General features: G+C 45.5%; 7 protein-coding genes and 1 pseudogene. 5 read left to right on the forward strand and 3 right to left on the reverse strand.

Going from position 1 to position 7,894, the window contains the following annotated elements; genetic code table 11:
* Positions 1 to 308 (forward strand): glutamine amidotransferase-related protein (locus RMO27_RS03960; RefSeq protein ID WP_309729333.1); only part of this gene is annotated, 308 nt, incomplete at its 5' end.
* A 76-nt stretch (positions 309 to 384) separates the two neighbouring features.
* Here RMO27_RS03960 and RMO27_RS03965 read toward each other — a convergent pair.
* Complete coding sequence (locus RMO27_RS03965) at positions 385 to 702, reverse strand: hypothetical protein (protein ID WP_309729335.1); 318 nt, start codon at positions 700 to 702, stop codon at positions 385 to 387.
* Positions 703 to 1,332: 630 nt separating this feature from the next.
* Here RMO27_RS03965 and RMO27_RS03970 point away from each other — a divergent pair.
* Entirely contained in the window at positions 1,333 to 1,863 is a 531-nt protein-coding gene (locus RMO27_RS03970; RefSeq protein ID WP_309729336.1) for a tetratricopeptide repeat protein, read from the forward strand.
* Between the two features lie 103 nt (positions 1,864 to 1,966).
* Here the strand turns inward: RMO27_RS03970 and RMO27_RS03975 are convergent, their stop codons facing one another.
* The gene (locus RMO27_RS03975) at positions 1,967 to 2,107 is read right to left on the reverse strand and encodes a hypothetical protein (protein ID WP_309729337.1); all 141 of its coding nucleotides are present in this window, start codon (positions 2,105 to 2,107) and stop codon (positions 1,967 to 1,969) included.
* Positions 2,108 to 2,422: 315 nt separating this feature from the next.
* Here RMO27_RS03975 and ung point away from each other — a divergent pair, with 315 nt between their 5' ends.
* The 3 genes and pseudogenes from ung to RMO27_RS03990 form a co-directional block, all read left to right on the forward strand.
* A complete protein-coding gene (gene ung / locus RMO27_RS03980; RefSeq protein WP_309729340.1) occupies positions 2,423 to 3,100 on the forward strand; it encodes a uracil-DNA glycosylase in 678 nt (225 codons plus the stop codon).
* Positions 3,101 to 3,333: 233 nt separating this feature from the next.
* On the forward strand, positions 3,334 to 5,958 hold the full coding sequence (gene clpB / locus RMO27_RS03985; RefSeq protein WP_309729343.1) for an ATP-dependent chaperone ClpB: 2,625 nt from the start codon (positions 3,334 to 3,336) through the stop codon (positions 5,956 to 5,958).
* Between the two features lie 174 nt (positions 5,959 to 6,132).
* Positions 6,133 to 6,303: pseudogene (locus tag RMO27_RS03990) on the forward strand (ABC transporter ATP-binding protein); the annotation flags it as partial.
* On the opposite strand, the gene RMO27_RS03995 reads toward RMO27_RS03990, so the two are convergent.
* Positions 6,300 to 7,283 (reverse strand): LysR substrate-binding domain-containing protein, encoded by a 984-nt coding sequence (locus tag RMO27_RS03995; protein WP_309729344.1) that lies wholly within the window; start codon positions 7,281 to 7,283, stop codon positions 6,300 to 6,302. The pseudogene RMO27_RS03990 and the gene RMO27_RS03995 overlap by 4 nt on opposite strands.
* Positions 7,284 to 7,894: the final 611 nt, after the last annotated feature.

Here is a 7,894-nt window from a genome sequence, read left to right on the forward strand (position 1 = left end):
CGGCACCCGTGTTAATGCACGGTAAAACTTCCGAAATCTACCACGACGGTACTGGTGTCTTTGCCGGTTTAGCCAATCCCTTTACAGCTACTCGCTATCATAGTCTGGTGATCGATCGCGCTACTTGCCCAGATTGTCTGGAAATTAATGCTTGGGTCGAAGATGGCACGATTATGGGTGTGCGGCATCGGGATTATCCCCACATTGAAGGGGTACAGTTTCATCCTGAGAGTATTTTGACCGAATCGGGCAAACAGTTGCTGCGAAACTTTTTGACGTCGATTAAATCGAAAGTGGGCAGTCTCTAAGTTTTCGACAGCCTAAAAAACGAGGTCGATCGAAATCGACCTCACCGCTCAAACTCGATTCTGTCGATCGTGGCGATTATTTAGATACATCGGGGGGAAATGAAGAATTACAATCTTTGAGGATGAGTGTTTGTCCCCGATTGCAAGCAGCATTTACATCAAAAGATTGCAGGACATCCATGTTGGAATCCCATCCATTCCCATGATGGCGATTCTGAGAAAGGTGAAAAGAGCGGTGGGTAATGCCAAAAATAGCCGCACCCAGCAAGGTCATACCTAAAAAATTCCAGAATGAAAAGCCCGATGCTTTTACGTTCAAATAACTTGGATCGGGATACTCATCAAAGTTATAAGTGAGCATCAAAGCATTCAGATCGAGTTTTTTATCTTTCATGATGGATGATTAAGCTTGTTGATTCCGAGTGTTGGGGGGGAAACTCTTAAACCCGCATGGGATCTATAATGTACATCCAGTGTTGCCACAGAACCACCCAATATCACGATCTAGACAGTTAACAACTAGACCGTGATGCTACCAGCAGACTAAAAATTGGTTCGAGTTGATAAACAAACAAAGGATAACTTGAATTACAGATTACGTCATTTGGCTTACTTTGAAAAGTATACCTAGCAATCGTTACTTTTGTCAATCTGATGGGTACTCTAAACAAAAGCCCTCAACAGCCTATGTCTGCTGGTATTTTTGAAAAATTTAGCGTAGTCATCCCACAATCTCCACAATTTATTTAGACTTACAGTTGTGCTAAATAATCTCCACGATCGGCAAACCAATTTACTCGATAGAGATACGAACACTATCTAATTGAATACATTGGCACTCTAGATTGTTAGCAATTATGAGTCCAATCGTGACTTGAGATCGATGACTATGCGGAATATCTAAAGTTAGTCTACAGCAGAATATCATAGGCAAAAGTCAGCCATGTGACGAACAAAAATCCGATCTGTGGCCTTGTCCTTCTAAAGTCAGCGAATCCGAATATCCACTAGCGAATGTAAGAATATGCTCGAACAGCAAGATAGTGCAAATGCAATTATGAATACTGGCGATATTTTGTTGTCAGCTAAAGCAAAATACAAGCAAGGTGATTATCAAGGTGCCATTGCCGAGTACACGCTCGCAATTCAATTTTCGCCGAATATTGCACTGGCTTTTAGCTGTCGCGGCGATGCTTATTATAAGTTAGGCCAAGAAGAGCCAGCAATGGCAGATTATAACCATGCTGTAGAAATCAATCCGACACTGGCGATCGCTTATTATCGCCGGGGCAACTTACATTATTCAGCTAAAAAATACGATCTAGCCGTTGCTGAATATAACTTGGCGATCGAACGCAAGCCAGATTTTGCGATAGCTTATGTCAATCGGGGCTGCGCTAATCGCGAATTATATGGCGATCGTGAAGGCGTTAGCGATTGGCAATTAGCAGCTAAATTATTTGAAGCACAAGGCAACTTGGCACAACATCAATATGTGATGGATCTGATCGATCTCAATACGAGTATCGATACATTATCGGGGATGTTATTCTAAGACAATTGTGCTATTAAAAACAACAGGAGATGCGATCAAAATCGCATCCAATATTTAGCTGCCAATCGGGCGATCTTATCGCTAATCGCTTGCAAACCGACAGTTAGGCTGTGATCATATTAATGGCGGTAATTGCATCGCTGCCAGCTCCGGTATTGATGGTACCAGTGTTAAAAATTCTAGGAGAATCGCTATAAGTTCTACTGCCAGTAATTTCGTCGGCACCACCGAGGGTGTTGGCCATACCAGTATTGGTTATTTCTTCAGTTCCCGATCAGGGGACAATGTCAGCCTGATTGGTAAAAGTTAGATTTGAAAGGTTGATTGTCATAATGAAGACCTCAAAATTAAGAGAAAAAGCAAGGTTGTAACGATATCAAGACGAAGAAAACAACCAAGATCGGTTGCAATCTGACAGTTATTTCGCAGTAGTAAACACTGCTAGCATTGTGATGTAGTTGCCTGGACTTAAATTTTGTCCCCACTCTTGTTGATAATGATGGGAAAATAAGCAACAGTTCGATCGTTTAATTTGGAACTTTATCGCAACCCAACACTAATGAACCCCCCTCTAATTTCCAGCTCTTGGCACCAGGTACTCGCCGCAGAGTTTGACAAACCTTATTTTCACCAACTCCAAGACTTCGTCAGTGCCGAAAGACAGACACAAACGATCTTTCCCCCTGCCACCGATGTGTTTGCCGCTTTTGAATTAACACCCTACGAACATGTCCGCGTATTATTACTCGGACAAGATCCGTATCATGGCGATAATCAAGCACATGGATTGTGTTTTTCGGTCAATCCTGGCATCAAAATCCCACCCTCACTAGTCAATATTTACAAAGAACTCAAAACCGATCTAGATCTCCAAATTCCCAATCATGGCTACCTCGTTCCATGGGCACAACAAGGAATTTTGATGCTAAATGCGGTGCTCACCGTCCGCGCGCATACGCCGAATTCCCATAAAGATAAGGGCTGGGAAACTTTCACTGATGCGGTAATTACTAAAGTCAACCAAAAAACCGAGCCAGTGGTGTTTGTGCTGTGGGGTGCTTACGCTCAAAAGAAACTCAAACTCATCGATACTAGCCGACATCTCGTCATGCAATCGGCTCATCCTTCACCACTGTCTGCCCGAAATGGCTTTTTTGGGAGTAAACCTTTTTCGGCGATTAATACAGCTTTAAAGTCGCGCGGGACAGAGATTGATTGGCAACTTTGCGATCTTTAGAGCTTGACAACTAACGGCGATTAAATCTGAATTTGCAAGTATGGGTGTTTGTTTTGATGCATCTGCATTTTAGATCTACGGACTATCTAAATTTAGTAATTTCGGTAATAACTAGCCGCTATATCGTGAATACCGATCCTAGTAGGGAGATCGAAATCACTACAATGAGGGAGTAATCGCAGTGATGTCCATCACGAGGGTTACTTATATAAAATTTTATTCCCAGTCGCATTATGCAACCAAATAACCCCCAACAATTTACCGAAAAGGCTTGGCAGGCTGTCACCAATACTCTAGATGTGGCCAAGGCTTCTCAGCAGCAGCAGATGGAATCAGAGCATCTGCTCAAAGCCCTCCTCGAACAGGATGGCTTGGCAACAAGTATCCTCTCCAAAGCGGGCGTAAATCTGAGCCAATTTCGCCAAGAACTTGAAAACTATATTCAAAAACAGCCCAAGATCTCTGGGGCGATTAGTTCGGTATATCTGGGGCGGAGCGTTGATACTTTACTCGATCGAGCGGACAAGTATCGCAAAGATTATGGGGATGACTATATTTCGATCGAACATTTATTACTCGCATATCCCCAAGACGATCGCTTTGGTAAGCAGTTTTTCGCGGAATTTAAATTAGAAGAAAGTAAGCTAAAGACGATCGTCTCTCAGATTCGGGGTAGTCAAAAAGTTAACGATCAGAATCCTGAAGGTAAATACGAATCGCTCTCCAAATATGGACGCGATCTGACTGATTTTGCCCGTCGTGGTAAACTCGATCCCGTGATCGGCCGCGATGATGAAATCCGGCGGACGATTCAAATCTTGTCCCGCCGGACTAAAAATAACCCCGTCCTGATTGGTGAACCTGGAGTCGGGAAAACGGCGATCGCTGAAGGTTTAGCCCAGCGGATTATTAGTGGCGATGTCCCCCAATCACTCAAAGATCGCACCTTGATTTCCCTCGATATGGGTGCCCTGATTGCGGGTGCCAAATATCGCGGTGAATTTGAAGAACGCCTCAAAGCGGTGCTCAAAGAAGTCACCGAATCTCAGGGGCAAATTATCTTATTTATCGATGAAATTCATACCGTCGTTGGTGCGGGTGCCACTCAAGGTGCGATGGATGCTGGCAACCTGCTCAAGCCGATGATGGCGCGGGGTGAGCTACGGTGTATCGGGGCGACTACTCTTGATGAATATCGCAAATACATTGAGAAAGATGCCGCCTTAGAACGCCGGTTTCAACAAGTATATGTCGATCAACCGAGCGTCGAAGATACGATCTCGATTTTGCGCGGACTCAAAGAACGTTATGAAGTCCATCATGGGGTGAAGATTTCGGATAATGCTTTAGTTGCTGCGGCCACCTTATCGACACGGTATATTAGCGATCGGTTTTTGCCAGATAAAGCGATCGATCTGATGGATGAAGCCGCCGCTCGGCTGAAGATGGAAATCACCTCTAAGCCGGAAGAACTCGATGAGATCGATCGCAAAGTCCTGCAACTGGAAATGGAACGGTTGTCGGTTAATAAAGATACCTCTAGTTCCGCCCGCGAACGCTTGCAAAAGATCGAAAAAGAACTCGCCGATCTCAAAGAAGAACAACGCGCCCTGACCGCTCAGTGGCAATCAGAAAAAGATATTATTACCAATATCCAAACCATCAAAGAAGAGATCGATACAGTTAATATCGAGATCCAACAAGCCGAGCGCAATTACGATCTCAATCTCGCCGCCGAACTCAAATACGGCAAGTTGATCGAACTCCACCGCAAACTCGAAACCGCCGAAGTCAAACTCGCCCAATCGCAGACTACTGGTAAATCCCTCCTCCGCGAAGAAGTCACCGAAGCTGACATCGCCGAAATCATCTCCAAATGGACGGGCATTCCCCTGACTAAATTAGTCGAAACCGAGCGGGAAAAACTCCTCCACCTCGAAGACGAGCTACACCGTCGCGTGATCGGGCAAGAAGAGGCTGTCACTGCCGTCGCCGAAGCGATTCAGCGATCTCGTGCCGGACTCTCCGATCCCAATCGACCGATCGCCAGTTTTATCTTCCTCGGCCCTACGGGTGTCGGGAAAACCGAATTGGCCAAAACTCTTGCTAACTATCTATTCGATGCGGATGAGGCTCTAATTCGGATCGATATGTCCGAATATATGGAGAAACACGCCGTCTCCCGCTTGATTGGTGCGCCTCCTGGCTACGTCGGTTACGAAGAAGGTGGACAACTCACCGAAAGCATCCGCCGTCGTCCGTATGCAGTCATCTTATTCGACGAAATCGAGAAAGCGCATCCCGATGTCTTCAATGTCTTGCTCCAAGTTCTCGATGATGGCCGCGTCACCGATTCCCAAGGTCGGACGGTAGACTTCAAGAATACGGTGATTATCATGACCAGTAATATTGGTTCTCAATATATTCTGGATCTTGCTGGTGATGATACTAAATACGATGAGATGAAGTCTCGCGTCCTAGAGGCTCTGAGTCACAATTTCCGTCCCGAATTCCTCAACCGGATCGACGATACGATCATCTTCCACAGTCTCCAACGCACCCAACTACGGAGCATCGTCAAAATCCAAGTCGCCCGCCTCGAAAAACGTTTAGTCGATCGCAAGTTATCGCTCAAACTGGCCGAATCTGCACTTGATTACATCGCCAACGTCGGTTACGACCCCATCTATGGAGCGCGACCACTCAAACGGACGATCCAAAAAGAGCTGGAAACGATTATCGCCAAAGGGATCTTGCGCGGTGATTTCAATGAAGGCGATACCATCTTTGTTGAGGTTCAAAATGACCATCTGGCTTTCAGCCGTTTACCGGCCACAATTTTGATGCAAGAAACTTAACTGATAAGTAGAGAGGGTACCCACGCGGGGCACCCCTACACAATGACTCTGTAGGTGTGCCCCTCGTGGGTACCCTCAGATCTCGACTTAATTCTAGGAATAGCGAATCGCTACTCCTTTTTTTGTACCTGCTTGCTGGCGTGATCGTGCATCTTCGATCGTCCATAAACCCGTAAATCGGGACGAGAAATCGTCGAGATCGTGCAGAAGTTAGCTAAGGAGCAAGGGACGACGATCCTGATGGTGACTCATGATAACCGGATTCTGGATGTCGCCGATCGGATCGTCCATCTCGAAGATGGTTGTCTGGCGCAAAATGATGTCCTCACTGTCAGCGACAGCTAAATCGAACTATCATCGATCGTGTCGATTGCCTGTGGCGGATGTAGAACACTCAAGTTTGATAGATCGTCTAACGTACTTTCAACGATCGATTTACCTTCATTAAGCAAAAAATCTAGGAATGTTTGCGCAGCAAGAGATAAATGTTTGCCGGAAGGATAAATTACATACCACTGCTGTTGAATCGGAAAACCTTCAACATTTAAATAAGTCAACGGGCCACCCGGGACTGCTAGCGACAGGCAGTGCAATGACAATACTGCAAGTCCCAAGCCGCCAGCAATCCCTTGTTTGATCGCTTCATTGCTGCTCATTTCCATCACCGTATTTACCTCCAGGCGATTGTCGGCAAAAAATTGTTCGACGATGGCGCGGGTCCCAGAGCCAGATTCCCGCATAATAAATTGCTCTTCAACCAATCGTTTGAGCGAAATTGTTTTTTGTTCGTGGGCGAGGGGATGATTGCTAGGCGCGACTACTACTAAGGGATTGGGTAAAATGGGTCGTAGTTCGATATCGAGTTCTTTAGGCGGTCTGCCCGTAAAATACAGATCGTCTTGATTGTGGGCAAGCCTGTCGAGTACTTGGGCTTGATTGGTAATATTGAGACTTAGTTCGATGGCGGGATGCTGTCGCTTGAAGGTACCCAGCAGTCTCGGTACGAAGTATTTAGCTGTAGTCGTCGTGGCTAGGCTCAAGTGGCCTTTTTCTAGACCTTTTAATTCATTGAGACTGCTTTCGAGTAATTCGAGGCGACCCGAAATTTCTTGACTGGCAGCGAGCACTTCTTTGCCTGCTGCTGTTAGATAGAAGCGTTTGCCTAATTGTTCGACTAGGGGGATGCCAACAATTTTAGTCAGTTGCTTCATTTGTTGGGATACTGTCGGCTGTGTGAGATTCAACTCTTCGGCAGCACGGGTGAAACTGTTGTGCCGCGCAATCGCCTCTAACACATGTAACTGATGGATTGTGGCTTGTTTCACAGTTATGTGGCGGGGTGGGTAGAGGGTAGGGAGTAGAGGGTAGGGAGTAGAGGGTAGAGGGTAGAGGGTAGGGAGTAGGCAGTATGAGGACGCAAGCGTCCTGTCCACTACGACCCTCTACCCTCTTTTCATCATGCTTTAGCGGTAGTCGATCTCTTTGAATAGATAGTTTCTATTATCATAACATTTAAAATTTAATTTACCTATTTTAAAGCCGATCGACCTCAGTCGTTCACATAGACTTCTTCTATCGACACGATCATTTACAATTATTTATATCTATGCGATGCTCCGTGGAGATCGACTGAGCTTTGAGTAGGGAAATGCCTTGTCACGCAATGGCTGGGACTGTAGGAGATTGATCGGTATATCTTACAGATTTATCTGGTCGCGATGTATTGACAAATACAATAGAGATATGTAATGATTTTTTCTATGGTATTTAACTAAATCATTGATTTTGTCAATTCCAGTTATCAATCCTAAAATCTCCTCAATTTTTAGATATGTACCGCCTGTCGGCCGACCCTCTCTACGGCTTCGTGATCTCGACTAGGGCGAATCGCGAATTCGTCCGGTCGGTGCCACTCGCATCTCATTTGATAATTGAA

This window comes from Chamaesiphon sp. OTE_75_metabat_556 (assembly GCF_031378165.1).
GTDB lineage: Bacteria > Cyanobacteriota > Cyanobacteriia > Cyanobacteriales > Chamaesiphonaceae > Chamaesiphon.